Here is a 23,775-nt window from a genome sequence, read left to right on the forward strand (position 1 = left end):
TCATCATGCGTGACGAGACATCGGAACAACCGGCGCCGCTCAGAAGCGGCTACACGACCGGAAGCTGCGCGACCGCGACGAGTCTCGCAGCCGCGCGTCTGTTGCTGACCGGGCAGATGAGCGATCGCGCGGAGATCGTGTTGCCGAAGGGCCAGCGCGTCACGATGAAGCTCGAATTCTGCCGCCTCGTCGACGGCATGCGCGATGCAGCGGAAGCGGGCGTCATCAAAGATGCAGGCGACGATCCGGACGTGACGCACGGCGCGCTCGTCTTTGCGCGCGTGCGTCTCTCGGCGGCTACGGGCGTGCGCTTCCACGCGGGACCGGGCGTGGGCACGGTGACGCGGGCGGGCCTGGCGCTCGCCATCGGCGAGCCGGCCATCAACCCCGTGCCGCGCAAGATGATGACCGAGCATCTCCTCGCGCTCGCGCCGCTCGCGGACTATGCGGGCGGCTTCGATGTGACGATAGGCGTCGAGCATGGCGAAGCGCTCGCGCAGAAGACGATGAACCCGCGGCTCGGCATCGTGGGCGGCTTATCGATACTCGGCACCACGGGCATCGTCCGGCCGTTTTCGTGTTCGGCGTATATCGCGTCGATTCATCAGGGCATCGACGTGGCCCGCGCGAACGGCGTGCGGCATATCGCGGCCTGCACCGGCAATCAGAGCGAAGACGCGATACGCGCGCGTTACGGCTTGCCGGATATCGCGTTGATCGAGATGGGCGACTTCGCGGGCGCGGTGCTCAAGCATCTGCGTCGCGCGCCCGTCGAGAAGCTCAGTCTGTGCGGCGGCTTCGGCAAACTCAGCAAACTCGCGGCGGGACACATGGACCTGCATAGCCGCAGTTCCAGCATCGACTTGCCGCTCTTGGCCTGCTGGGCTGCGGAGGCGGGCGCGAGCGCGGCGCTTCAGTCGGCCATCCGCGCGGCGAATACGAGTCAGGAAGCGCTGAAGCTGGCGCGCGCCGAAGGCATCGCGCTGGGCGACCTCGTCTGCGCACGCGCCCGCGACGTGGCGCTCGATACCGTGCCGAGCGGCGTGATCGTCGAGACGTTTGCAATCGACAGGCAAGGCGTGATCGTCGGGAGCGCCGCATGACGCGCGCGTTGCTGCTCGGCGGAACGGGCGACGCGCTCGCCATCGCGCGAAACTTGGGCGAGCCGCATGTCTACAGTCTCGCGGGACTCGCTCGCGTGCCGACGGATCTCGCCTGTGCCGTGCGCGTGGGCGGCTTCGGCGGCGTGGCGGGTCTCATTGATTATCTGCATGCTGAACGGATCACGCTCGTCATCGACGCGACGCATCCGTATGCCGCGCAAATGAGCCGCCATGCGCGCGAAGCCTGCACGCTGGCGAATGTGCCGCTCTGGGCCGTGCGCCGGGCCGCGTGGCAGCCGCAGCCCGGCGACGACTGGCGCGATGCGGCTGGCTGGCGCGGCATCGTCGAACGTATCGCGCCGTTTCGCCGGCCGCTGTTTACGCTCGGACGCGAGCCGCTCAAGCATCTCGACGAGATCCCCGCGTCGCAGCACTGGACCATTCGCTGTCTCGGTGCGCACGAAGGGACGGCGGGCGCCAGCATTCTCGATGCGCGCGGTCCGTTCGATATCGACGGCGAGCGCGCCTTGTTCGACGCGGCTCGGATCGATGTGGTCATCAGCAAGAACAGCGGCGGCAAGGCGACCGAGGCGAAGCTCGCGGTGGCGCGTGAACGGCACTTACCCGTGGTGATGCTCGCGCGGCCGCTGCTGCCCGAAGCAGACCGCGAATTCGACGACCCCGCGAGCGCGCTTCATGCGCTGCTCGCTCTCGACTCTCTCTGACATGACGGTCTATTTCATCGGCGCGGGCCCGGGCGATCCGGAACTCATCACCGTCAAAGGGCAAAGGCTGATTCGCGCGTGCCCAGTGATTCTGTATGCGGGATCGCTCGTGCCGGAAGGCGTGCTCGAAGGGCATCGGGCGCATCGCGTCGTGAATACGGCGGAACTCGATCTCGATGCCATCGTCGCATTGTTGCAGCAAGCGCATGCGAATGGCGAGGACGTCGCGCGCGTGCATTCGGGCGATCCGTCGCTGTACGGCGCGATTGGCGAGCAGATTCGTCGACTGGAAATGGTAGGGACTCCTTATGAAGTGGTGCCGGGCGTGACGGCAACGGCGGCATCGGCGGCGGCGCTGGGGCGCGAGCTAACGCTGCCCGGTATCTCGCAGACGGTGATCCTCACGCGCTATGCGGCGAAAACGTCGATGCCGCCCGGCGAATCGCTCGCGGACCTCGCGCGTCATCGCGCAACGCTCGCCATTCATCTCGGCGTGCGGCATATCGAGCGCATCGTCGCGGATCTGTTGCCGCATTACGGCGACGACTGTCCGGTTGCCGTGATCTTCCGCGCAAGCTGGCCGGACGAAGAACGCGTGCAGGGCACGCTCGTCGATATCGCGCAGAAAGTGCGCGCATCGGGCATGGAGCGCACGGCGCTGATTCTCGTGGGCCGCGTGCTCGACGCGCGCGATTTCGCCGATTCGACGCTCTACGCGAAGGACTGAGCGTCCATGCGCGATCTCGACGCCGTATTCGATGCGCTCGCGAAATCCGCGTTTCGCCGGCGATTCGCGCTCGGCGTGCGCGAAGGTCGCTATCTGCGCGAGCGCGGCATGGAAACGGTGGTCGCGCAAGCGCATGAATTGATCGCGAAACGGCTCGCGCCGCAGGCGCCGCTCAACGACGGCAAGCAGACGCCGTTTCGCGGGCATCCCGTGTTCATCGCGCAGCATGCGACGGCAACGTGCTGCCGGACCTGTCTCGCCAAATGGCACGGCATCGCGGCGGGAAAAGTGCTCGACGATGCGGAGCGCCGGCATGTGGTCGATGCCATCGAGCGATGGCTGCGCGCGCAGCCGATGCCGCCTGCCGCTGAGACAACCGAGGACAACCCGCAGCGCGAGTTGCCCTTCTGACGCTCAGTGCGGCTTCTGCTCGCGCGACACCGCAACGCGGCGCTTGCTGGTCGCGCGGCGCGCCAGCATGTTCAGTCCTTCGACGAGCGCGGAGAACGCCATCGCGGCGTAGATGTAGCCCTTCGGTACGTGGGTGCCAAAGCCTTCCGCGATCAGCGTCATGCCGATCACCAGCAAAAAGCCGAGCGCGAGCATCACGATGGTCGGATTGCGTTCGATGAAGCGCGAGAGCGGCCCTGCCGCAAACAGCATCACGGAAACCGCCGCGATGACCGCGACGAACATGATCGGAATGTGCTCCGTCATGCCGACCGCAGTCACGATGCTGTCGATGGAAAAGACGAGATCGAGCAGCAGAATCTGGCCGATGGCCGACAACGGCGTGAGCCGCGCGCCGGATGCGGGCCCGGCGTGGTCCTCGGCGTCGTGCGTGACGTGATGATGAATCTCGCTCGTGGCTTTCCACACGAGGAACACGCCGCCGGCAATCAGAATCAGATCGCGCCATGAGAAGCCGTGGCCGAACGCTTCGAAGATCGGCGCGGTGAGCCGCACGATCAGCGCGACGGTGCCGAGCAGGCCGAGCCGCATCACGAGCGCGAGCCCGATGCCGATGCGCTGCGTGCGCGCCCGGTGCTCGGCTGGCAGCTTGTTGGTGAGGATCGAAATGAAGATGAGGTTGTCGATGCCGAGCACGACTTCCATCACGACGAGCGTCGCGAGGGCCGCCCAGGCGGCGGGGTCGGTGAGAAGGGCGGCGATGTAGTCCATGCGATGCGTTATTCGTAGGAGGGAAGAGGCGTGATCTTAGCCGGTGCAGCCGTTATTATGAAAGCTATTTGAAACCTTCGTCGGCGCTTGGTTCCGCAGAACTTCGCTCCAACGGTAACTTTGCCGTCGAAATCCGACAAATAAGCGAACTAGGGCGGAAAAGTCCTCCTGTTCCGATGATGCGCCGCAACGAATGCGGGTAAACTCCAATGCTTCGATGCGGCCGCTGTCGAGCCGCTCTCCGTCCACCTACTGCACTCTGCAGCACACACGGTCACGCCGCATGTCCGGACAATCCAAACGCCTCGTCGAGCTCGACTTCTTCCGGGGGCTCGTACTCTTGATCATTGTCGTCGATCATATCGGCGGCAGCGTGCTGTCGCACTTCACGTTGCACGCGTTTGCGCTGAACGACGCCGCCGAGGTCTTCGTGTTTCTCGGCGGCTTCGCCACTGCGACCGCTTACGCGTCTCTCGCTCAGCGCGGGTCGGAGCGCGCTGCGGGGCTGCGTTTCGTGCGGCGGGCGTTCGAGATCTACCGCGCGTTTCTGATCACGGCCGCGCTGATGCTCGTCGCCACCTTCCTGCTGCGACCGTTCTATGGTCACGCGCCGAATCTCGTCCTGCACGACCTCGACACGCTGACGGCGGCACCGGTGACGTCGATTGCGCAGATTCTGACGTTCGAGCGCCAGCCGTATCTGGCCGCCGTCCTGCCGATGTACGCGTTGTTCGCGCTGGCGGTGCCGCTCGTGTTGCCGCTCGCGCGCACGAAGCCGTGGGTGCTGCTCGGCCTGAGTCTCGCGCTGTGGTCGTTCGCGCCCGGCATCGGCGAATATATGCCGTCCGTCGACGATAACCTCTGGGACTTCAATCCCGCCGCCTGGCAACTGATGTTCACGCTCGGCGTGCTCGCGCGCTGCCAGCCGGTCTATCAGCGCGTGGCGTCGCATCGCTTCGGCTGGACCATCAGCGCCGCCGCGCTCGCGGTGATCGTCGGCATGGCGTATTACAAGCTGCTCGTGCTGCCTCCTGTGCTCGACAGCGCGTTCAAGCGCGACCTGGCGGGCGCGCGCGTCGTCAATTTTCTCGCGATCGCGTGGATCGCCACGAACCTTGCGAGGTACGGCGTGGTGAAGGCCGTCGCCAGCCGTTTGCCGTGGATAGGGGCGGTAGGGCGCGACGGCATGGTGTCCTTCGTCGCGGGCGCGGTGATTTCGCTCGTGGTCGATTCGATTCTTTTCACCTTCACGGACGGGCTCGTGAACGTGCCGGCCGGTTTGGTCGGCGACGCGGTTGCCATCATGGCGCTGCTTTCCGTGCCGCGCTTGCGCCAGCCGGTGGCGAACTGGCTCGGCATGCGGACGCGCGTTCGTGCGGCGAGCGCGGCTGCGGTTGCCGCAGCGGAGAATCCGGTGCGCGGCGTGCGCTGAGTTTGACAAGAAGGCACCGCCGTTTGACGGTGCCTTTTTTGGACGCTGTTTTGCAACTAACGGTCTTACGCATCGACGCCCGTTAATCGGCGGGGCATGAGGCTTGCAAGGAGCCTGCTGTTCACAACAAAAAAGGCTCGTCCATGCTCAAGCTCGCTATTCTCTTCGCGGTCATCTCGGTCATCGCCGGCTTCTTCGGTTTCGGACGCGTTTCCTCAGGCGCGGCCGGTATCGCCAAGATCTGTTTCTTCATCTTCCTCGTGCTGTTCGTGATTTTCCTGGTCGTCGCGATTTCGGCGGGGTCGCTGGTGCTTTGACGGGGCGCGTTTGTACGCGAGCGCGACAAACCGCGCTCAGCGTTCGCCCTCAATCCGCCCTACGTCCGCAGGCAACGGCAGCGCACCGCTGCGGTCTTTCAATCCGACGCCCGTCAGCCCGAGCCGCCGCGCTTCGTTCAGCAGCCAGTGCAGCTTGAACGCGGCGGCATCGTAGCCGAGTCCTTCGGGGCGCACGTTCGAAATGCAGTTGCGCTCGGCGTCCATACGCCCGGCGCGTGGCTCATAGGTGACGTAAAGCCCCAGGCTGTCGGGTGAACTGAGGCCCGGCCGCTCGCCGATCATCACCACGCCGATCCGCGCCCGTAAAAGCTCACCGATGCTGTCGCCCAGCGCGACACGCGCCTGCGTCGCGATGACCACGGGGCCGATGTTCCAGCCGTCGAGCATGGCGCGCAGCCTGAACAACAGCGGCGCGACGTGGCGCTGGGCAGCGAACGCGGACAGGCCATCGGCGGCGACGAACACGATATCGGGCGCATCGCCGTGCTCGGCTTCGTATGCGGAGAGGCGCGCGGCGCTGGCGTCGTCGAGCATGCGGCCCATGTCAGGCCGACGCAGATAGTGATCGCGATCCGGCGCGGCGCTCGCCACTTCGAGCGTCGCAAAGCCGGCTGCCCGCAGCGCTTCGCCGAGCGATGCGGTGTCGAGCGGCTGATGCACCGCGTCGCGCGCCTGCGCGTGCGCCAGTTGAAAGGCGAGAAGCGGCGCTGTCGGCAGACTGTCGCCCGCGCGCCCGAGCGCGATCCGCGCGTTCGTGAACTGCCTGAGCGCGTCCCACGGGTCGGCGTCGACCGGGCTTGGCGTGGCGTCGTCGGTCATGAGTCGATCCAGTCGAGGAGCGGTTGTCGCACTGCGCCCGACGAATGCGGAAGCAGCGCGCCGTGCGCATCCGTGACCCGCATGCGCGCGAGCCACGCCTCGAATTCAGGCGCGCGCTTCAGGTTCAGCACGCGGCGCACGTAGAGCGCGTCGTGGAAAGAGGTGCTCTGATAGTTGAGCATCACGTCGTCCGCGCCGGGCACGCCCATGATGAAATTGACGTTCGCGACGCCGAGCAGCGTCAGAAGCGTGTCCATATCGTCCTGATCGGCCTGCGCATGATTGGTGTAGCAGATGTCGCAGCCCATCGGCACGCCGAGCAGCTTGCCGCAGAAGTGGTCTTCGAGGCCCGCGCGGATGATCTGCCGCCCGTCGTACAGATACTCCGGGCCGATGAATCCGACCACCGTATTCGTCAGGAGCGGCCGGAAGTGTCGCGCGACCGCATAGGCGCGCGCCTCGCAGGTCTGCTGGTCGACGCCATGATGCGCGTTTGCGGAGAGCGCGCTGCCCTGACCGGTTTCGAAGTACATGACGTTGTCGCCCACGGTCCCGCGCGCGAGCGATTGCGCCGCGTCGTGCGCTTCCTGCAACAGCGCGAGCGACACGCCGAAGCTCGCGTTGGCGCGCTCCGTGCCCGCGATCGACTGGAACACGAGATCGACGGGCGCGCCGTGCTCGATCGCCGCGAGCGTGTTGGTCACATGCGTGAGGACGCACGACTGCATCGGCACGTCGTAACGCTGGCGGAAGTCGTCCATCATCGTGAGCAGCGCGGCAATGTCCGCGGGCGAATCGGAGGCCGGATTCACGCCGATCACGGCATCGCCGCAGCCGTAAAAGAGGCCGTCGAGCATGGAGGCCGCGATGCCCTTCGGATCGTCCGTCGGGTGATTCGGCTGCAGGCGCACCGACAGCCGGCCCGGCAAGCCGATGGTCGTCCGAAAGCGCGTGACGACCGGGCGCTTTCTGGCGGCGAGAATCAGATCCTGATTGCGCATGAGCTTGGAGACGGCGGCGGCCATTTCGGGCGTCAGGCCCATTTGAACGGCTTCGAGCGCGGCGGTGTCGGTCGCATCCGACAGCAGCCATTCGCGGAATTCGCCGACCGTCAGATGCGCGATGCGCGCGAACGCGGCGGCGTCGTGCGTATCGACGATCAGCCGCGTGACCTCGTCCGTTTCATAGGGAATGAGGGGCTCATCGAGAAATGCGCGCAACGGCAGGTCGGCGAGCGCCATCTTCGCGGCGACGCGCTCTTCCTCCGTGGCCGCCGCGACGCCCGCGAGTTCATCGCCCGACCGCTGCGGGCTCGCGCGGGCGAGCAGCGTCTTGAGGTCGTCGAAACGGTAGCGCCGCACGCCGATAGTTGCCTGATAGCCCATCGATTCTCCTGCCCGCATGACCGGATTCGCGATGCCCTTACTGTAACCGCATCGCGGCGCGCGCAAAAATCCGCCGCAAAACCGAATTCGCTGCCCGTGCGATAATTTCGGGCTTCGCCGCCGCCGAATTGCGCTCAAATTCCGTGAAAAACCTGCTCGTTTCAATCGACCGTCTTCAGGATTTCGATGAAATCGTCGATGTCCGCACGCCGCTCGAATTCGCCGAGGATCACATTCCGGGCGCGATCAACGCGCCGGTGCTCGAAAACGAGGAGCGCGTGATCGTCGGCACCATGTACAAGCAGGTGTCGCCGTTCGAGGCCACGCGCGTCGGCGCGGCGATGGTCGCGCGCAACATCGCGCGTCATCTGGACACGATCTTCGCGGACCGCCCGCGCAACTGGCGGCCGCTCATCTATTGCTGGCGCGGCGGCAAGCGCTCCGGCTCCATGACGACGTGGCTGAACATGATCGGCTGGCAGGCGCGGCAACTCGATGGCGGCTACAAAAGCTACCGGCGCGACGTGCTCGACAGGCTAACGGCGTTGCCGGCGCAATCTCGCTTTATCGTGCTGATCGGCCACACGGGCAGCGGCAAGACCCGGCTCTTGCACGCGCTCGCGCAAGCGGGCGCTCAGGTGCTCGACCTCGAAGGGCTGGCGGCGCATCGCGGCTCGCTGCTCGGCGCGCTGCCGGGGCACGCGCAGCCGACGCAGAAAGCATTCGATTCCGCGCTCGTCCATACGCTGCGCGGCTTCGATCCGGCCAAGCCCGTTTTCATCGAGGCGGAAGGCCGGCGCATTGGTTCCATCTCGACGCCCGACTCGCTGCTCGACAGCCTGCACGCCGCCGCCTGCGTGGAAGTGGAAGCGCGCCGCGAGGACCGCATCGCATTTTTGTTGCAGGACTACGCGCATCTTTTCGACGAACCCGCGTTCTTCAAGGCGCAGTTGTCGAAGCTCGTCGCGCTGCATAGTCGTGAGCGCGTGGAACATTGGCATCGGCTTATCGACGAAGGCGAGCGCGCCGCGCTGTTCGCCGAGCTGATCGACCGCCATTACGATCCGGCGTACGGCCGCAGCAGCCGCGCGCTCTACACGCAGTTGCCGCACGCGGCGCATATGCTGTTTCGTCCGAACGATGCCGACAGCGTCGATCAGGCGAAGGCGCTGCTTGCGCAGCTGTCCGAGACGACGCCTGCGCTCGGCTGAATTTTCTTTTTTCGATTCGACCAAGAATATGACCACGCTTCGACAACCCCGCGTCGCGCTCGGCTGGCTGGTGTTCCTGCTGATCGCCGTCGCGGGCCTTTTCTATGTCAAATGGTTCCCGTACTACAACCGCGCGTTTGTCGCGGCGAGCCAGCATTCCATCGGCAAGTCGATTTTGATGGGCGCGTCCGCGAGCGCGCCGGAGCCGTCGTGGCAGGCCGCGCTCGATTACGCGATGGCCTACGGCAAGGCCATCTGGCAGGCGATGGTGCTCGGCCTGTTGCTGGGCTCGGCGGTGCAGGCGCTGATCCCGCCGCAATGGGTCGCGCGCGCGCTCGGCCAGCATAGCTTCGGCAGCGTGATCAACGGCGGACTGATGTCCTTGCCCGGCATGATGTGCACGTGCTGCGCGGCGCCGGTCGTCGCGGGCCTGCGCGCGCGTCAGGCGGCGCCGGGCGCGGCGATCGCGTTCTGGCTCGGCAACACGGTGCTCAATCCGGCGGCGCTGGTATTCATGGGCTTCGTGCTCGGCTGGCAGTGGACCGGCCTGCGGCTGGTGCTCGGCGTGTTGATGGTGTTCGGCCTCGGCTACGCGGTGAACCGCATGGTGACGCCCGCGCAGGCGACGGCATCGCGCGAGGCGCTCGCGAAGCTGATCGAAGAAGACGAGCCGGGCACTGCGTTCTCGCGCTGGATCAAGATTCTCGGGCGCATGACGCTGCGGCTCGTGCCCGAGTACATCGTGCTGGTGCTGCTGCTTGGCGCGGCGCGGGCGTGGCTCTTTCCGCATATCGGGCCGGATATCGGTAACGGCGCGCTGTGGATCGTCGCGTTCGCGGTGGCCGGCACGCTGTTCGTCATTCCGACGGCGGGCGAAGTGCCCATTATCCAGGCGATGCTGTCGCTCGGCATGGCGGCCGGCCCGGCGGGCGCGCTGCTGATGACGCTGCCGCCCGTGAGCGTGCCGTCGATGGCGATGCTCGCCCGCTCGTTTCCGCCGCGCGTGCTTGCGTTCGTCGCGGGGGCGGTGGTGGGGTTCGGCGTCGTCGCAGGCACGATTGCGGCGGCGTTCTTCTGACGTCCGCCGCAACGGACTCGCGGTTCAATGAATCGCCGTCCCGAGCCGAATCAACAGCTTGAACGGCAGCGCGAGCAGCATCGCGCCGCCGACGCCCGCCATCCACAGCGCGACGAACCAGAACAGCTTCGTCGCGCGCGTCATTGCAGTCTCGCCGCCGCGCTCAGTGGTAGTGATGTTCGCCATGACGCACCTTTCCTCTGAATACCCAATAGCCCAGCGTCGTGTACGCGATGATGACCGGCAGAATCACCGCCGCGCCGACAATCGTGAATAGCTGGCTCGACCGCGGCGACGCCGCATCCCAGATCGACACGCCGGGGAAAATGTCGTTCGGCGAGATGCTCGCGACCAGTCCCGCGTAGCCCAGCACCACGAAGCCGAGCGCGACGGCGAACGGCCGCTTTTCGTGGCGCGACAAGATGGACCGCCGCATCGCCCAGGCGCACGCAAGGACGAGTATCGGCACCGGCAGCATGCGATAGAAAAGCGGCGAATCGAACCAGCGCGACGCGATGCTCGCATCGAGCAACGGCGTCCACACGCTGACGACGGCGATCGTCGCGAGTTGCAGCAGCGTCAACGGCCACACGACGCGGTACATGCGCCGCTGCAAGTCGCCTTCGGTCTTCGCGATCAGCCAGCACGCGCCCAGCAACGCATATGTGACGACGAGCGCGCCACCCGTGAACATGGAAAACGGCGTGAACCAGCCGAAGGCATCGCCGGAAAAGCGGCCGTCCGCGACCGGAATGCCGTCGAGGAACGCGCCCAGCGCCACACCCTGAAAGAACGTCGCGCCCGCCGAGCCGCCGATGAACGCGAGATCCCACATTGGCTTGGTGCGCGACGCCTTCGCGCGAATCTCGAACGACACGCCCCGGAAAATCAGGCAAACGAGCATGAGCACGAGCGGCAGATAAAGCGCCGAGAGCACGGTCGAATAGACCATCGGGAACGCGGCGAACAGGCCCGCGCCGCCGAGCACGAGCCATGTCTCGTTGCCGTCCCAGACGGGCGCGACGGTGTTCATCATCACGTCGCGGTCGTGCGGGTCCGGAAAGAACGGAAAGAGAATGCCGATGCCGAGGTCGAAGCCGTCGAGCACCACGTACATGAGAAGACCGAGCGCGATGATCGCGGCCCAGGCGAGTGTGAGGTCCATGGTCATGCTCCTTCGATGGACTGATTGGGCAACGAAAGGGGGCGGCGGGCGGTTCCCGCCGAGGAAGCCGGCGCGTGCGGCGTCTCGCCCGGCAGTGCGGGGCCGTGCCGCAGCAGCTTCAGCAGGTAGTAGATGCCCGTGCCGAAGACGATCGTGTACACGACCACGAACGCGAGCAGCGACACGCCCACCTGCTGCGCCGTCACGGGCGAGACGGCATCGGCCGTGCGCATCACGCCGTACACCACCCAGGGCTGGCGACCGGCTTCGGTCGTGACCCAGCCCGCGAGCAGCGTGATGAAGCCGGTCGGCCCCATGACGAGCGCGAAGCGATGAAACCAGCGCGCGTCGAACAGCTTGCGCTTGCGATGCAGCAGCCACCCGGCAACCGACATCACGATCATCAGCACGCCGAGGCCCGCCATCACGCGAAAACTCCAGAACACGATGGTCGAGTTGGGGCGTTCATCCTTCGGAAAAGACTTCAGGCCGCGAATTTCGCCGTTCCAGCTATGCGTGAGGATCAGGCTGCCGAGATGCGGAATCTGAACCGCGTACTTCGTCGTTTCTGCCTGCATGTCCGGAATGCCGAACACGTTCAGCGCCGTGCCGCCTTTCTCCGTGTCCCAGATGCCTTCTATCGCCGCGATCTTGGCCGGCTGATATTCGCGCGTGTTCAGGCCGTGCGCGTCGCCGACGAGCGCCTGAATCGGCGTCAGCGCGAGCAGCAGCCACAGCGCCATCGAGAAGGTCTTCTTGATCGCGGGATCGCGCCGGCCTTTCAGCAGATGCCATGCGCCCGTTGCCGCGACGACGAGCGCCGCCACGATGAACGCGGCAATCGCCATGTGCGCGAGCCGATACGGAAACGAAGGGTTGAAGATGATCGCGAACCAGTCGACCGGCACCACGTGATCGCCCTCGATGCGAAAGCCTTGCGGCGTCTGCATCCAGCTATTGGAGGCGAGAATCCAGAACGTGGAGATGAGCGTGCCGATGGCGACCATCAGCGTCGCGCCGAAGTGCGCCTTCGGGCCGACCTTGTTCCATCCGAACAGCATGATGCCGAGGAAGCCTGCTTCGAGGAAGAACGCGGTCATCACTTCGTAGGTCAGCAGCGGGCCGGTGATGGGACCCGCGAAGCTGGAGAAGCCGCCCCAGTTGGTGCCGAATTCGTACGCCATGACGACGCCCGACACCACGCCCATGCCGAAGGCGACCGCGAAGACCTTCGACCAGAAAAGGCACAGTTCCTTGTAGACCGGTTTGCCGGTTTTGAGCCATGCGCCTTCGAGCACGGCGATGAAGCTCGCGAGCCCGATGGACAGCGCCGGAAAGATGATGTGAAACGATACGGTGAACGCGAACTGTATCCGCGCCAGATCGAGTGCTTCAGGAGTCGATTGCATGATGACGTCTGCTACGTAGCGTGTCTTGGCCAGGTCGGCCGTGTTTCGGTTTGCGTTGGTAACGGGCAGAGCGTAGCGCTGAATCGCGCGAGGTGTTGCGCTGCGTCAGCAAAGCCGGCTTGCGCGGAAATGCCGCAGTTTCGACGTAGTAACGCGTCTATTTGCTTGATATTGCGAGGTTTTCGAGATAGCGGGCGCGACCGGCATGGAGGACGCAAGCAGGCATCGTCGCGACAATCGACCGCACTGCATCAAGCGCTTCCCGCGACATTCGGCAACGCGTTGCCTTCGGAAATAGGCGGACGAACGTTGACTTACCGGCCGTGTAGAGAAGGGCGCCGGCGCGGGTACGATAATCGCTTTATGAGCAGCGCGCGACGCGCCAACTAAACGGAGAAAGCAACATGCGCCTCGATGATGAAGCGGAAAGTCAGAACGTCGAAGACCGGCGCGGATCGGGCGGGTTCAGCATTGGCGGCGGCTCGATCGGGATTGGGACGATCATCGTCGCGCTGGCGGCGTCGTACTTTTTCGGCATCAATCCGATGACGATCATCAACGGCGCGCAGGTCCTGCACGGCAATGCGCCGCAACGCCAGGCCGCGCCGAGCGACGCGCCGCCGGCGAACGATCCAGGCGCGGTCTTCGTGCGCCGCGTCCTTGGCAATACGGAACGCACGTGGGAGCACATCTTCCGCACGCAGTTCAATCAGGACTATCCGGCGCCAAAGCTCGTGCTGTTCTCGGGCGGCACGCAGACGGCCTGCGGCATGGGCCAGGCGGCAATGGGGCCGTTCTATTGTCCGGCCGACCGCAAGGTTTATATCGATTTGTCGTTCTACCGCGAGTTGCGTGACCGTTTCGGCGCGGGCGGCGACTTCGCTCAGGCTTATGTCATCGCGCATGAGGTGGGGCATCACGTTCAGAACGTGCTCGGCATCTCAGACAAAGTTGACCAGGCGCGGGCGCGGATGTCGCGTGAGCAGGCGAATGCGTTGTCCGTGCGCGTCGAATTGCAGGCGGATTGCTTCGCCGGCGTCTGGGCGGCTGTGGCGCAACGGGACAATGCGAAGCTCATCGAACCGGGCGACTTCGAGCAGGGCCTGAACGCGGCCGGCGCGATCGGGGACGATCGCTTGCAGCAGGAGACGCAAGGGCGCGTGGTGCCGGAAGCGTTCACGCACGGAACGAGCGCGCAGCGGCAGCGTTGGCTGCGGCGAGGGTTGTCGACGGGCGATGTTAGGCAGTGCGATACGTTTTCGGCGCAGGGGTTGTAGCGGGGTGAGTGAAATTCTGCCTGAAACGGCACAGAACGCCTTGCGAATTGATTCTCCTCCTGCGGACCCCAACAAATTTCCGGGCGAGCGAATGCGCGTCGCCACACCGTGCGCGTCGCTCATCGATGCTACCTTGGCACGTCAACACGAAATGGGGATGAGATGAAGCGCAAGTCATCGGGCGTGGCCGTAGTCGCGGTGCTCGTGGGCGTGGCCGTCGCGGTGACGCTCTATATCGCGAGCTTCGGCAGGTCGTCGCATCACGCCAGCATCGACACGCCCGCGACGCACGACGCCATCGCAACCCAAGACATGCACGCGAGCGACGCCGCCTTCACCGCAGCGCCGATGCAGCCCGTCTCCGCTCCCAGCGACGCAACCGCAGCGCGTTAGGCTCGAACATCGTCGCGTCGACCCTTTGTCCTGGACGCGACAAATCACGGGAATGCGCCTTGCTCACCGGCTTGAAACTTCAAGCCGGAGCATATCCTTGGGCCATCCATCGCAGCAGATTCCGCCCGCCGTCCTGCCTGTCGATGCGCGCGGCATCATCGGCAACATGAAGACGGCGGCGCTGGTTTCGGTGCGCGGCACGATCGACTTCATGTGCTTTCCGCGCGTCGATTCGCCCACGCTGTTCGCGGCGCTGCTCGACGACGAGCATGGTGGCTCTTTCGCGATTTCCCCGCGCGATCCGGATGCCAACGTCAAGCAGATGTATCTGCCCGAGACGAACGTGCTGCTCACGCGCTTTATGACGGGCGAGGGCGTCTGCGAGTTGCTGGACCTGATGCCCGTGCCGTCGTCCGAAGCGCGCGTGGATGCGGTGCCGAATTGCGTGATGCGCATCGTGCGCATCGTGTACGGCCGCATGACATTGGATGTCCGGTGCGATCCGCGCTTCGACTACGCGCGCGTCGCGCACACGGCACATGCGGTAGAGAAGGGCGTGCAATTCACGAGAGCCGACAACGGCACGCCGCTTGTACTGCGCGCGAGCGTGCCGCTTTCCATCGAGCATGATGCCGTGCGCGCGACGCTCGACATGAAAGAGGGCGACTCGGCCTGCTTCGCGCTTGGCGCGGTCGACGACATGCCGAAGCTCGACACCAAAGAGAAGTTCGACGGCATGTTGCAGGAGACGATCGCTTTCTGGAAAGAGTGGTCGTCGCGCTCGACGTATCGCGGACGATACCGCGAAGTCGTGCTTCGTTCCGCGCTGACGCTCAAGCTGCTGAGTTCGGACGAACATGGCGCGATTGTGGCGGCGCCGACGTTCGGTTTGCCCGAAGCGCAGGACGGCTCGCGCCGGTGGGACTATCGCTACACGTGGATTCGCGACGCCGCGTTCTCCGTTTATGCGCTTTTGCGTCTCGGCTATACGGGCGAGGCCGAGCGCTTCATGCGCTGGATTGCCGAGCGCAATCGCGATTGCAGTTCGGACGGATCGCTTGCCGTGATGTATGCAGTGGACGGCGAGCCCGCGCCCGAAGAAACGCAACTCTCGGCGCTCGGCGAATCGGCGCCGGGCACGCTCGTCGTGGGCAACGGCGCGCGTGGACAAACCCAGCTCGATGTCTATGGCGCGCTGCTCGATTCCGTTTATCTCTACAACAAGTATGGCGCGGCGATCTCGTATCAAGGCTGGCGGCATGTGACGCGCACCGTCGACTATGTCGTCGAGCACTGGCGCGAGGCCGACCACGGCATATGGGAGTTTCGCAACGGCAAGCGGCCGCTGCTGCATTCGCGGCTGATGTGCTGGGTGACGGTGGATCGCGCGCTGCGTCTTGCGCAGAAGCGCTCGCTTCCCGCGCCGCTCGCGACATGGTTTCAGACGCGCGACGACATTCATCGCGACATACACGAGCAGTTCTTCAACGAAGAGCTGCAGTCGTTCGTGCAGACGCCGGGTTCATCGACGCTCGATGCATCCGCGTTGATGATGCCGCTCGTGCGTTTCATCGGCCCGAAAGATCCGCGCTGGACCGGCACGCTGGATGCGATCGGCCGCGATCTGCGCGTCGATCCGCTGGTGTTCCGATACACGCGCGGCACGACGCTCGACGGTCTTCCCGGCATGGAAGGCGGCTTCAGCGCGTGCTCGTTCTGGTATGCGGAGGCGCTCGCGCGCTCGGGCCGCGTGGACGAGGGGCGGCTCGTGTTCGAGAAGATGCTCGCCTATGCGAACCATCTCGGGCTGTTCTCGGAAGAAGTGGCGACCAACGGCGCGGCCCTCGGCAATTTTCCGCAGGCGCTGACGCATCTGGCGCTGATCAGCGCGGCGTATCAGCTGGATCGGGATCTGGATCGTACGCATGTGCCGTGGACTTGAGGGCGGGATGTGAGCGCTTTGGCGCTGGGCGTCAGTTGACATAACACAAATTAGCGATGTTTCAGTAAGCGCCCAAAACAGACTTCGCCGCGCCCGTGAAGCATTCTGCCGAAAGCGGCCGGCTCATTCCCCCTGGCGGCATCGGCTCCGACGCGCCGAACGAACTCTCTTGCGCCGGCGACGCGCCCGGGCCCGCCGGATTCACATCCGGCGGCGCGCCGAGCGTCCGGTTCGGCTCGCGCTCGGGCGGCGCGATCGGCTCATTCGACGGATCCGCAGCGGGCGACGTGTTCGCCCAGTTCGTACAGGACCGAAGCCAACCCGCCAGCCAACGAACGCCTAAACGACTTTGCCCGGATTCAACAGCCTGAGTGGATCGAGCGCGCTCTTGATCGCACGCATCGCGTCGATGTCCGTCTCTCGACGGCTTTGCGAAAGGAACGCTCGCTTCTTGACGCCGATGCCGTGCTCGGCCGATATCGACCCGTTCAACTCGCGCGTGACGTCGTAAATGACGCGGTCGATATCGTCATGGTCGTGCTTGCCCATGCCCGGCACGTCCACGACGATATGGATGTTCCCGTCGCCCAGATGCCCGTAAATCATGACGAGCGACTGCGGCCAGTGTTCGCGCAGACGCGCCTCGCAGCGCGCGGCAGCCTCGCCGACCTGCGCGATGGAAAAGCTCACGTCGTAGGCGGCGTGGTTCGGTATGAACCGCTGATACTCGCCGGGCGCATCGCGGATCGCCCAGAACGCGAGCGCATGCGCTTCCGACGACGCAATCGCCGCGTCCGTCACGATGCCTTCTTCCAGCATCGCGCCCAGAAACTCCTCGAACGCTTCGCCGTGGCGCGCCGGATCGGTCCCGACGCTTTCGAGCAAGACGTAGAACGGATGCGCTGAACCGAGCGGCGCGCGCAGCTGCGGCAAGTTGGCGAGCACCGCATCGTGATAGCCGGCCCACATGACCTCGAATGCGGACACGCCCGACGCCAGCCTCGCCTGCGAACGCGCGAGCAGCGTGGTCACCGCGTTGAAGTCGGGCAAGCCGCACCATGCGGTCGCCGTCGCAGTCGGCTTCGGACGCAGACGCAGCACGACGCGCGTGATGACGGCAAGCGTGCCTTCGCTTCCGATCAGAAGATGCCGCAAGTCGTAGCCGCTGTTGTTCTTGATCATCTTGTTGAGATCGCCGACGATGGCACCGCTTGCCAGCACCGCTTCCAGCCCGAGCACCTGATCGCGCATCATGCCGTACTTGATGACGCGATTGCCGCCCGCGTTCGTCGCGAGATTGCCGCCGATCGAACAACTGCCGCGTGCGCCCAAATCGAGCGGAAAGTAGAAGCCCGCCGCGCTCGCCGCTTCCTGCACGGTCTGCAACGCGGTCCCGGCTTCGACCGTCATCGTGCCGGACACTTCGTCGATCTCGACGATGCGATTCATGCGATCCAGACTCAGCGCCACTTCGCCGCCGCGCGCATTCGCGCCGCCGACGAGTCCCGTCAATCCGCCTTGCGTGACCACGGGCTGCCGAAAGCGCGAGCAAATGGAAAGCGCTTGTGCCACTTCTTCCGTCGTGCGCGGACGAATGAGCGCAAGCGGAATCTCGCCGGGCAGTCCGCTCCAGTCCACGACGCGCCGGTCGCCGAATTCTTCTGGAAGCGCGACCACTTCCGCGCCGAGAGTCTCGCGCAAAGCGCGTATTGCTTCTGTTGCCGTCATGTGCTGCGTGTCTCCGTGTGCGTTGCGGCGTCGCTTGATCGAATGCGCGCCTTCGTCACCATATACCGCACCGGGCCGCGACGGCAAGCGCGCGAGCGTATGCGCCTTGCACTGCGTCATCGCGCAGCCGCGCCCTGCCCGTTTCTCGCGGTCAATTGTTCGTACACGTCGTGCGACACGGCGAGCAATTGCGGACGCGGGATCGCACCCGACACCGCATAGCCGAAATCGCCATCGACCCAATAGAACACGTTGACAGAGCCATCCTGATAGAGCTTGAACGCAGTGACGTCCGTGCTCACCTTGCGATGCGACACGTTGAGCGTGATGCGCTCGCCCTTGGCGTCGTGATACATGAATTGCGCAATCGGGCCTTCGTCGCCGGGCAATAACCGTCCGCCCATCAGATTGAACCCCACGCGCGTGAGCACGGGCGCATGCACGTCGGTGCCGAGCCGGTTCGACAGCCACTTGACGAGCTCTTCTTCCTGGTCCGCGCCGACCTCGACGGGGCGCGTCACCATCGGCGCATACGTGACATACGCGATTGCGGATTGCCGCGCGAACGACTCGTCCTTCGTCAGGCTCGCATGACGAAGCGACGCGTTGTCGTCGCCGGACGCGAGCATGTCGCGCGCAGGCGGACTCATCATGCCGGCCACGCCAATGCCTATGCCGAGCACGAGCGCCGCCGCCATGCCCGCATACTTCGGCCAGTTCGCCGCGGGACCTCGGCCGGCGTTCGCCTTTGCGGTGCGCGTGGTGCTGGCATCGGCCGCATCCAGCACGCGCGTCAAACGCTCTGACAACGGTTCTTGCAATACGCGATCGAAGCGATCGTGAAGCATGCCGCTCAGCGCGAAGTAATCGCTGACGCGGCTTGCGAGCGCAGGATCGGTCTCCAGCAGCCGATCGATCTCTTCGCGCCGGTGCTCGGCGAGCACGCCATCGACATAGCCCTGGATTTCCTCTTCGCTGATGGAAGTCGTTTGTTTGTTCATCGCACCACCTTCAGTTGCACGCCTTCCTGCTTGCCCGCCATAAGCGCGCGTAACCTTTCCCGTCCACGCGATAGCCGCGACATGACCGTGCCGACCGGAATCTCGAGCGCGAGGGCCACTTCCGCATACGACATCTCTTCGAGGCCGACCAGCAGCACCACCTGACGCTGTTCGACCGGCAGCCGTTGCAACGCGTAATCGAGGTCTCGCATTTCGAGCGATTGCGTGTCCCGGCTTGCCACCGCGAACTGGCTTTCGTCGAGAGGATCGTCGTCGACCGAAACATGCACCGCGCGTGCATCCGCGCGTCTCGTCTGATTTGCGAAGACGTTATGCATGATCGTAAAGAGCCACGCGCGCAGATCGGTGCCCGACTGAAACTTGTCCGTGTGCCTGAGCGCGCGTTCCAGCGTGTCCTGCACGAGATCGTCGGCGAGTTCCTGATTGCGGATCAACGCGCGAGCATAACGACGCAAGCGCGGCAGATGATCCATGAGTTGTTCGCGCACGCTCATCGGCGCACCTCGCGGGGCAATCTTGCGTTCATCGTTCATTCCATTGCATGTTCTGACGAGCCATCGACACTTCGGCGGCACGCATGAGCCCCGGCGTGCCGGCGCGAGCTCCGACCACCGTGCGAACGCCCGATGTCGATATCCATTCGATAAGACGCGCTGTTCCGATTCTATGCGCGTGCCACGTCGCGCGCATGAACGACGGCGGCGCACACGTCGAGAGCAGCACGAGCGGCTGATTTCTCTCGTTGCGATACGCGAACACCTTCACGGTCGAAAATGCCCCGAGCGTGACGTTCGTCGCATCGACGGCATGAAAGCCCGCCGATGAAAGATCGGGCGCGTCCGCGATGCTCGCCGCGCGCGCTGGCGCCGCCGACTGAATCGCCAAAGCGGACACGGCTGCGCGTTCCAATGCTGCGTCCGGTAGGCGCACGGTGGCCCAGATCGCGGCGATCACGAGCGAAAGGCAACCGGCAATGGCTGCCCACAGTCGCAACCGCGCGCCCGGCCGCCGATGACTCGTTTGCCGGGCGCTGTGTTCGTCGCTGAACATCTCGCGCAAGTGCGCATTGAGCCGATCATAGAACGCCACTCTGCGCGCTTCCTCGGGCCGGCGAGCGAGGTAGGCATGCAGCGACGCGGCCCGTTCCGACGCGAGCAGGCCGTCGGCGAAGGCCTGTACGTCGGCTTCGGAAAGGGGGGTGTCGGAGTGCGGGTCCACGTTCGTTGCGCTGAGTCGTCTTCAGATGGCTAACAACGTTGCGAGGCGTTTATTCCCGCAAGCGTCGAATTTTTTGTGGCGATCACGAGCCCGCATAGATGTGGCAGAAGCTGTAAGGGCCCACGCAATCGGACGGGCTCATCGACGCACTTCCCGCGCCCGACGCGGTCTTCATGCCGCCGTAAGCGCCGCTCTCCGGCGTTTTCGTGCGCGCTGTCTGGTTCTGATAGATAGGGCTGATGTCCGGATACGAGGCATCGGTCACGAGACGCGAGCCGTTCTGCTCGGCCTGCACGAGTTGCGCGCGCACTTCGTCGCGCGTCAGACCTTGCGCGAATGCGGCCGTCGAGACGACGAGTGCGGCGGAAACGGCGAATACTTTGGCGATGTTCATGTTCGACTCCTTGAGAAAGAATTCATTGGGCTTGCATGAAGGCAAACCGTCCGCGGAGCCGGTCTATTCCAAAGAATTCAATCGACACGTTGCTGGAATAACGAGGCAAGCATTTGTGTTCGCGTCACTGATCCATCGAACAGCGAGCGAAACACCATGAAACAGGCACCTTTCTCACTGATGAGACTCTTGCGGAGTCCAAGGCGACATGTACGCGACCTCGCGAAACTGGTGGTCATCGGCGGCAGCGTGCTCGCCATCGGCACTGCGTTCGCCTACGTGGCGGGCATCGGCGACACGCACAGGCTGACTTCGACCAAGATCGTCGACACACTCGAAAGCGTGAGCGGCGTGCATGCGGGATACCGGCGCAATCATGCGAAAGGCGTATGCGTCGAAGGCTGGTTCGACGGCAATGGCAACGCGTCATCGCTTTCCCGTGCCGAAGTGTTCAGGCGGGAGCGCACGCCGGTGACAAGCCGGTTCGCGATACCGGGCCCCAATCCGTTCGTCAGCGATTCGGGCAACCCCGTGCGCAGCCTCGCCCTCGAATTCCGGCTGCGCGATGGCGAGCAGTGGCGCACCGCGATGAACAGTACTCCTGTGTTTATCGTGAACAGTGCGCAGGGGTTCTATGAGCAACTGGTCGCATCCCGTCCCGATCCGAAGACCGGCAAGCCCGATCCAGCGAAGCTCGCCGCGTTCTTTGCGGCACATCCTGAAACCCGGCCTTTCCGCGATTGGGTCAAGGCGCACGCGCCATCATCGAGCTTCGCGAATGCCGCCTACTACGGCATCAACGCGTTTCGAGCGAGCGACGCTTCGGGCGTTACGCATGCGGTGCGCTGGTCCCTCGTGCCTGAAGGCAACTACGAGGCTGTATCGCAAAGTGACGCCGCGCGTCACGACTTCCTCGACGACGAACTGAGAAATCGCCTCGCTCACGGCCCGCAACGGTGGCACCTGATCCTGACCGTCGCGCAACCGGGCGACGTCACGAACGACGCGACCAAGGCATGGTCTGACGACCGGAAGCATATCGACGCGGGCACGCTCGTGATCGACCGCGAGAGCCCGCAAGCCGACGGCGCTTGCCGCGACATCAACTTCGACCCGACCGTGTTGCCCGCTGGGCTCATGGTCTCGGACGATCCTTTGCTCGCGGCGCGTTCGTCCGCCTATTCCGTTTCGTTCAACCGCAGAACGCATGAGGAGGCGCATCATGAAGCGCACTGACGCGAACCACTTCAGTCCGGCGGCGCGCTGGATTCACTGGCTCATGGCGGTCCTCGTGATCGCCATGTTATTCATCGGTGTCGGCATGGTCGCGACGCTATCGTCGTGGCATCAGACGTTCATCGCGATACATCGCCCTCTCGGCATCGTGATTCTTGTGCTCACGGTGCTGCGTCTTGCCGTACGCATGACGCACCGCACGCCCGCCCTCCCCGACGACATGCCGCGTTGGCAGCAACGCATCGCGCATGGCTCGCACTGGCTGTTCTATGGGCTGCTTTTCGCGATGCCGCTCGTCGGATGGTCGATGCTATCCGCAGGCGGATTTCCGATCGTCATGCTGGGCGGCGTACATCTTCCGCCGATCGCACCGGTGAACGTGCGTCTCTATGCGTTGCTGAGAAGCGCGCACACGTACCTCGCGCTGCTGTTGTTCGCGACCTTCGTGATGCACTTCGCCGCGGCCCTGTTTCATGGGCTGATTCGTCGCGACGGCGTGCTCGCGAGCATGGCGCGCAGCGGCCGATGACGGACCTGCGCATTCATTCATTCGGCGAGACCTGATCGATTGCGACCAGCAAGTCTTCCGTATGGACCATGAGTTCGCGCACTCGTTGCAGCATTGGGTACTGGTCCAGCACGCCGCGCCAGCGAGGCGACTCCAGCAGATCATCCCACACGGGTTCGAGCGTTCGGACATCGGCTGGTCGATGATCCTGCAGCATGCACGCGTAATCGAGGCTCGCTGGCGCCGACAGCAGCTGCATGCGGCTGCCCGCGCCGAGCACGCGCTGCGCCGTGTCGGCAGGCGCATCGCAGCAGTAAAGAACGGTGCTTTGCAGGCTGGCCTCGTCGGTCGTCAAGCGGTGTAGCGACGAACCGCGCAAACGCACAGCGCCTTGAGCCGTATCGAATGCGTACGAGACGTTTTCCTCGGCATGCGCAAGGAGTTCGATACCACGAAGCAACCGGGAAAGATCGGTCGTCGCTGCATCGACAGAAGCCTTCGATTCGACGAGCAGACAGACATCCCATTCCGGCGCTTCATCGGTGTTGTTGGCACGTTTGAGCAGCACGGCATCCCACTCGCTCTTGGCGCGTTCGGCGCGACCGGGAATGGACGCGGGAACGTGCATTGAGGTCACCACGCGATACGCGGCGCGATCACCCGCTTCGTCGCCAAGACGGTCTGCCATAGCCTGCAACGCGTGACTGGCGCGCCCTTCGGCCGCTGCCCCGCGCTTCTGCGAGGCATTGCCTTCCGCGGCCGCTTGCGCGCTGCCGGAACGCGGACCATGCCGGTCCCATAGCGACAGATATGCCTGCACGCGCTCATCCCGAAGCAGGGTTTCGAGACGTTGTAGCCGAAGCAAGGAAGGACTTTCGATCAGCCGCGTCAGGGCATCACGGGACTGAAATTCGTCGGCGAATTCGGGAATGGCCAGCAGGCGTTGTGCGATATCGGCAAGGCCGGAAAAGTACGGCGATGACGCATAAGCGTGCAATTGCGCCAACGCCTCGCGCTGCGCATCCGACGACGCGCGCTGTTTGCCGGGATGAGCGATGGCGTTCACACTGGCGCGAATGGATCGACGATCCTGTTTCGCGTGCGCCGACAGCGACACGTATTCACGCACTTCCGCCACGCGGTGCCGGAGCAACGTGGCCTTGAAGACCGGGTCGCCGGATTCGTCGTGCAAGGCTTCCTCGATCAGGCGTGCGAGCCCTTCGATAAAAGCCTGCTTCGTCTCCATGGTCGGCGCTTCGCCTTTCGAGATCGCGCAGCGTGCCTCTTCGATGACGATTGCAAGCGCCGTGGCGGGTGAAGGTACCGACGACCCATCGGACAATGCAGCGAGCGCAGGCAAACGGTAGCGGCGCGCCACGACGCGCAATATTTGTCGAAGCAGGAGCGGAGCAGACATGAGAGCACGAGGGATAAAACGTAGCCTCGTACTTTACCTCGTCGATGCGCGGGCGGCCGCTGCCGC

Annotated in this window: 25 protein-coding genes; 13 read left to right on the forward strand and 12 right to left on the reverse strand. The window is 64.7% G+C overall.

The features are described from left to right. Positions 1 to 5 precede the first annotated feature (5 nt). Genes HWX53_RS13300 through HWX53_RS13315 form a run of 4 tightly spaced genes read left to right on the forward strand, consistent with a single transcriptional unit; the run spans position 6 to position 2,966 of the window. Complete coding sequence (locus HWX53_RS13300) at positions 6 to 1,103, forward strand: cobalt-precorrin-5B (C(1))-methyltransferase (protein ID WP_175941476.1); 1,098 nt, start codon at positions 6 to 8, stop codon at positions 1,101 to 1,103. After that, a complete protein-coding gene (locus tag HWX53_RS13305) occupies positions 1,100 to 1,828 on the forward strand; it encodes a cobalt-precorrin-6A reductase (RefSeq protein ID WP_175941479.1) in 729 nt (242 codons plus the stop codon). Before HWX53_RS13300 ends, HWX53_RS13305 begins: the two co-directional genes overlap by 4 nt. 1 nt (position 1,829) lies before the next feature. Then, entirely contained in the window at positions 1,830 to 2,555 is a 726-nt protein-coding gene (gene cobM / locus HWX53_RS13310) for a precorrin-4 C(11)-methyltransferase (RefSeq protein ID WP_175941492.1), read from the forward strand. Between the two features lie 6 nt (positions 2,556 to 2,561). Then, entirely contained in the window at positions 2,562 to 2,966 is a 405-nt protein-coding gene (locus HWX53_RS13315) for a DUF4186 domain-containing protein (protein ID WP_175941495.1), read from the forward strand. A 3-nt stretch (positions 2,967 to 2,969) separates the two neighbouring features. On the opposite strand, the gene HWX53_RS13320 is transcribed toward HWX53_RS13315, so the two are convergent. Beyond that, positions 2,970 to 3,737 carry a TerC family protein gene (locus HWX53_RS13320; RefSeq protein WP_175941497.1) on the reverse strand — a complete coding sequence of 256 codons (768 nt, stop codon included), beginning with the start codon at positions 3,735 to 3,737 and terminating at the stop codon, positions 2,970 to 2,972. 283 nt (positions 3,738 to 4,020) lie between these two features. Between HWX53_RS13320 and HWX53_RS13325 the strand changes: the two genes are divergently transcribed. After that, a complete protein-coding gene (locus tag HWX53_RS13325) occupies positions 4,021 to 5,169 on the forward strand; it encodes an OpgC domain-containing protein (RefSeq protein ID WP_175941499.1) in 1,149 nt (382 codons plus the stop codon). 143 nt (positions 5,170 to 5,312) lie between these two features. Beyond that, complete coding sequence (locus tag HWX53_RS13330) at positions 5,313 to 5,486, forward strand: DUF1328 domain-containing protein (protein WP_159833772.1); 174 nt, start codon at positions 5,313 to 5,315, stop codon at positions 5,484 to 5,486. Between the two features lie 36 nt (positions 5,487 to 5,522). On the opposite strand, the gene eutC is transcribed toward HWX53_RS13330, so the two are convergent. Together eutC and HWX53_RS13340 are read right to left on the reverse strand one after the other, a co-directional pair. Beyond that, on the reverse strand, positions 5,523 to 6,422 hold the full coding sequence (eutC, locus tag HWX53_RS13335; RefSeq protein ID WP_279612494.1) for an ethanolamine ammonia-lyase subunit EutC: 900 nt from the start codon (positions 6,420 to 6,422) through the stop codon (positions 5,523 to 5,525). Further along, entirely contained in the window at positions 6,323 to 7,711 is a 1,389-nt protein-coding gene (locus tag HWX53_RS13340) for an ethanolamine ammonia-lyase subunit EutB (protein ID WP_175941504.1), read from the reverse strand. Before HWX53_RS13340 ends, eutC begins: the two co-directional genes overlap by 100 nt. Before the next feature lie 143 nt (positions 7,712 to 7,854). Here HWX53_RS13340 and mnmH point away from each other — a divergent pair, with 143 nt between their 5' ends. Both mnmH and HWX53_RS13350 read left to right on the forward strand, forming a co-directional pair. Next, on the forward strand, positions 7,855 to 8,922 hold the full coding sequence (gene mnmH / locus HWX53_RS13345) for a tRNA 2-selenouridine(34) synthase MnmH (RefSeq protein WP_175941506.1): 1,068 nt from the start codon (positions 7,855 to 7,857) through the stop codon (positions 8,920 to 8,922). 28 nt (positions 8,923 to 8,950) lie between these two features. After that, positions 8,951 to 10,000 (forward strand): permease, encoded by a 1,050-nt coding sequence (locus HWX53_RS13350; RefSeq protein ID WP_175941509.1) that lies wholly within the window; start codon positions 8,951 to 8,953, stop codon positions 9,998 to 10,000. Positions 10,001 to 10,024: 24 nt separating this feature from the next. On the opposite strand, the gene HWX53_RS13355 is transcribed toward HWX53_RS13350, so the two are convergent. From HWX53_RS13355 to HWX53_RS13365, 3 genes are read right to left on the reverse strand one after another with little or no spacing between them, the layout of a single operon-like run. Further along, positions 10,025 to 10,186 carry a hypothetical protein gene (locus HWX53_RS13355; RefSeq protein WP_175940670.1) on the reverse strand — a complete coding sequence of 54 codons (162 nt, stop codon included), beginning with the start codon at positions 10,184 to 10,186 and terminating at the stop codon, positions 10,025 to 10,027. Next, a complete protein-coding gene (gene cydB / locus HWX53_RS13360) occupies positions 10,164 to 11,165 on the reverse strand; it encodes a cytochrome d ubiquinol oxidase subunit II (protein ID WP_175941512.1) in 1,002 nt (333 codons plus the stop codon). Before cydB ends, HWX53_RS13355 begins: the two co-directional genes overlap by 23 nt. A 2-nt stretch (positions 11,166 to 11,167) precedes the next feature. Further along, positions 11,168 to 12,574 (reverse strand): cytochrome ubiquinol oxidase subunit I, encoded by a 1,407-nt coding sequence (locus tag HWX53_RS13365; RefSeq protein WP_175941515.1) that lies wholly within the window; start codon positions 12,572 to 12,574, stop codon positions 11,168 to 11,170. A 404-nt stretch (positions 12,575 to 12,978) separates the two neighbouring features. Between HWX53_RS13365 and HWX53_RS13370 the strand changes: the two genes are divergently transcribed. The 3 genes from HWX53_RS13370 (at position 12,979) to HWX53_RS13380 (ending at position 16,186) form a co-directional block, all read left to right on the forward strand. Then, entirely contained in the window at positions 12,979 to 13,851 is an 873-nt protein-coding gene (locus tag HWX53_RS13370) for a neutral zinc metallopeptidase (RefSeq protein ID WP_175941517.1), read from the forward strand. A gap of 162 nt (positions 13,852 to 14,013) precedes the next feature. Continuing rightward, entirely contained in the window at positions 14,014 to 14,244 is a 231-nt protein-coding gene (locus HWX53_RS13375) for a hypothetical protein (RefSeq protein ID WP_175941520.1), read from the forward strand. Positions 14,245 to 14,341: 97 nt separating this feature from the next. Next, positions 14,342 to 16,186 carry a glycoside hydrolase family 15 protein gene (locus HWX53_RS13380; RefSeq protein WP_244140100.1) on the forward strand — a complete coding sequence of 615 codons (1,845 nt, stop codon included), beginning with the start codon at positions 14,342 to 14,344 and terminating at the stop codon, positions 16,184 to 16,186. Between the two features lie 339 nt (positions 16,187 to 16,525). Here HWX53_RS13380 and HWX53_RS13385 read toward each other — a convergent pair whose 3' ends face one another. The 5 genes from HWX53_RS13385 to HWX53_RS13405 all read right to left on the reverse strand — a co-directional run bounded on the left by HWX53_RS13385 (position 16,526) and on the right by HWX53_RS13405 (position 20,548). After that, on the reverse strand, positions 16,526 to 17,914 hold the full coding sequence (locus HWX53_RS13385) for an FAD-binding oxidoreductase (protein WP_175941524.1): 1,389 nt from the start codon (positions 17,912 to 17,914) through the stop codon (positions 16,526 to 16,528). Positions 17,915 to 18,030: 116 nt separating this feature from the next. Continuing rightward, positions 18,031 to 18,915: an anti-sigma factor gene (locus HWX53_RS13390; RefSeq protein ID WP_175941526.1), complete on the reverse strand. Its 885-nt coding sequence runs from the start codon at positions 18,913 to 18,915 to the stop codon at positions 18,031 to 18,033. Further along, positions 18,912 to 19,430 (reverse strand): sigma-70 family RNA polymerase sigma factor, encoded by a 519-nt coding sequence (locus tag HWX53_RS13395; protein WP_175941528.1) that lies wholly within the window; start codon positions 19,428 to 19,430, stop codon positions 18,912 to 18,914. Before HWX53_RS13395 ends, HWX53_RS13390 begins: the two co-directional genes overlap by 4 nt. 28 nt (positions 19,431 to 19,458) lie before the next feature. Next, positions 19,459 to 20,154, reverse strand: coding sequence for a transcriptional regulator (locus tag HWX53_RS13400; RefSeq protein ID WP_175941530.1), 696 nt, complete (start codon positions 20,152 to 20,154; stop codon positions 19,459 to 19,461). Positions 20,155 to 20,236: 82 nt separating this feature from the next. Beyond that, entirely contained in the window at positions 20,237 to 20,548 is a 312-nt protein-coding gene (locus tag HWX53_RS13405; RefSeq protein ID WP_175941531.1) for a DUF4148 domain-containing protein, read from the reverse strand. 180 nt (positions 20,549 to 20,728) lie between these two features. Here HWX53_RS13405 and HWX53_RS13410 point away from each other — a divergent pair, with 180 nt between their 5' ends. Beyond that, positions 20,729 to 21,784, forward strand: a complete 1,056-nt coding sequence (locus HWX53_RS13410) for a catalase family peroxidase (protein WP_175942411.1) — start codon at positions 20,729 to 20,731, stop codon at positions 21,782 to 21,784. Further along, on the forward strand, positions 21,771 to 22,313 hold the full coding sequence (locus HWX53_RS13415) for a cytochrome b (protein WP_175941533.1): 543 nt from the start codon (positions 21,771 to 21,773) through the stop codon (positions 22,311 to 22,313). Before HWX53_RS13410 ends, HWX53_RS13415 begins: the two co-directional genes overlap by 14 nt. 13 nt (positions 22,314 to 22,326) lie before the next feature. Here HWX53_RS13415 and HWX53_RS13420 read toward each other — a convergent pair whose 3' ends face one another. Next, positions 22,327 to 23,709, reverse strand: a complete 1,383-nt coding sequence (locus HWX53_RS13420) for a 3-deoxy-D-arabino-heptulosonate 7-phosphate synthase (RefSeq protein ID WP_175941535.1) — start codon at positions 23,707 to 23,709, stop codon at positions 22,327 to 22,329. Between the last annotated feature and the right edge of the window lie 66 nt (positions 23,710 to 23,775).

It is taken from the genome of Caballeronia sp. BCC1704 (assembly GCF_902833455.1).
In the GTDB taxonomy this organism is placed as follows: domain Bacteria; phylum Pseudomonadota; class Gammaproteobacteria; order Burkholderiales; family Burkholderiaceae; genus Caballeronia.

Excerpts from the sequence above, each read along its gene's own strand:
- HWX53_RS13300 (WP_175941476.1), top strand. The coding sequence starts at position 6 with ATGCGTGACGAGACATCGGAACAACCGGCGCCGCTCAGAAGCGGCTAC.
- HWX53_RS13305 (WP_175941479.1), top strand. The coding sequence starts at position 1,100 with ATGACGCGCGCGTTGCTGCTCGGCGGAACGGGCGACGCGCTCGCCATC.
- cobM (WP_175941492.1), top strand. The coding sequence starts at position 1,830 with ATGACGGTCTATTTCATCGGCGCGGGCCCGGGCGATCCGGAACTCATC.
- HWX53_RS13315 (WP_175941495.1), top strand. The coding sequence starts at position 2,562 with ATGCGCGATCTCGACGCCGTATTCGATGCGCTCGCGAAATCCGCGTTT.
- HWX53_RS13320 (WP_175941497.1), bottom strand. The coding sequence starts at position 3,737 with ATGGACTACATCGCCGCCCTTCTCACCGACCCCGCCGCCTGGGCGGCC.
- HWX53_RS13325 (WP_175941499.1), top strand. The coding sequence starts at position 4,021 with ATGTCCGGACAATCCAAACGCCTCGTCGAGCTCGACTTCTTCCGGGGG.
- HWX53_RS13330 (WP_159833772.1), top strand. The coding sequence starts at position 5,313 with ATGCTCAAGCTCGCTATTCTCTTCGCGGTCATCTCGGTCATCGCCGGC.
- HWX53_RS13340 (WP_175941504.1), bottom strand. The coding sequence starts at position 7,711 with ATGGGCTATCAGGCAACTATCGGCGTGCGGCGCTACCGTTTCGACGAC.
- HWX53_RS13350 (WP_175941509.1), top strand. The coding sequence starts at position 8,951 with ATGACCACGCTTCGACAACCCCGCGTCGCGCTCGGCTGGCTGGTGTTC.
- HWX53_RS13355 (WP_175940670.1), bottom strand. The coding sequence starts at position 10,186 with ATGGCGAACATCACTACCACTGAGCGCGGCGGCGAGACTGCAATGACG.
- cydB (WP_175941512.1), bottom strand. The coding sequence starts at position 11,165 with ATGGACCTCACACTCGCCTGGGCCGCGATCATCGCGCTCGGTCTTCTC.
- HWX53_RS13365 (WP_175941515.1), bottom strand. The coding sequence starts at position 12,574 with ATGCAATCGACTCCTGAAGCACTCGATCTGGCGCGGATACAGTTCGCG.
- HWX53_RS13370 (WP_175941517.1), top strand. The coding sequence starts at position 12,979 with ATGCGCCTCGATGATGAAGCGGAAAGTCAGAACGTCGAAGACCGGCGC.
- HWX53_RS13375 (WP_175941520.1), top strand. The coding sequence starts at position 14,014 with ATGAAGCGCAAGTCATCGGGCGTGGCCGTAGTCGCGGTGCTCGTGGGC.
- HWX53_RS13385 (WP_175941524.1), bottom strand. The coding sequence starts at position 17,914 with ATGACGGCAACAGAAGCAATACGCGCTTTGCGCGAGACTCTCGGCGCG.
- HWX53_RS13390 (WP_175941526.1), bottom strand. The coding sequence starts at position 18,915 with ATGAACAAACAAACGACTTCCATCAGCGAAGAGGAAATCCAGGGCTAT.
- HWX53_RS13395 (WP_175941528.1), bottom strand. The coding sequence starts at position 19,430 with ATGAGCGTGCGCGAACAACTCATGGATCATCTGCCGCGCTTGCGTCGT.
- HWX53_RS13405 (WP_175941531.1), bottom strand. The coding sequence starts at position 20,548 with ATGAACATCGCCAAAGTATTCGCCGTTTCCGCCGCACTCGTCGTCTCG.
- HWX53_RS13410 (WP_175942411.1), top strand. The coding sequence starts at position 20,729 with ATGAGACTCTTGCGGAGTCCAAGGCGACATGTACGCGACCTCGCGAAA.
- HWX53_RS13415 (WP_175941533.1), top strand. The coding sequence starts at position 21,771 with ATGAAGCGCACTGACGCGAACCACTTCAGTCCGGCGGCGCGCTGGATT.
- HWX53_RS13420 (WP_175941535.1), bottom strand. The coding sequence starts at position 23,709 with ATGTCTGCTCCGCTCCTGCTTCGACAAATATTGCGCGTCGTGGCGCGC.